The organism is Brachyspira catarrhinii, assembly GCF_005518285.1.
GTDB lineage: Bacteria > Spirochaetota > Brachyspiria > Brachyspirales > Brachyspiraceae > Brachyspira > Brachyspira catarrhinii.
This window is the reverse complement of the sequence record NZ_SJDU01000959.1, coordinates 1-220: the sequence shown is the minus strand read 5'-3', so window position 1 is coordinate 220 and position 220 is coordinate 1. Positions and strand designations below refer to the sequence as shown.

Annotated in this window: 1 rRNA gene; it reads left to right on the top strand. The window is 40.5% G+C overall.

The window, feature by feature from the left end:
- A 23S ribosomal RNA gene (locus tag EZH24_RS13890) occupies nt 1-220 on the top strand; the annotation flags it as partial.

The following is a 220-nucleotide window of genomic DNA, read 5'->3' as shown; positions in this document are numbered from 1 at the left end:
GAGATGAAGGTCATAAAAAGCTGCGATAAGCTACGGGGAGAAGCAAATATTCTATAATCCGTAGATAACCGAATGGGAAAACCTGTAAAAGCAATCCTTTTACATCATGCATTGAATAAAATAGATGTATGAAGCGACACCCAGGGAACTGAAACATCTAAGTACCTGGAGGAAAAGAGAAAGTAAAAACGATTTCGTAAGTAGCGGCGAGCGAACGCGA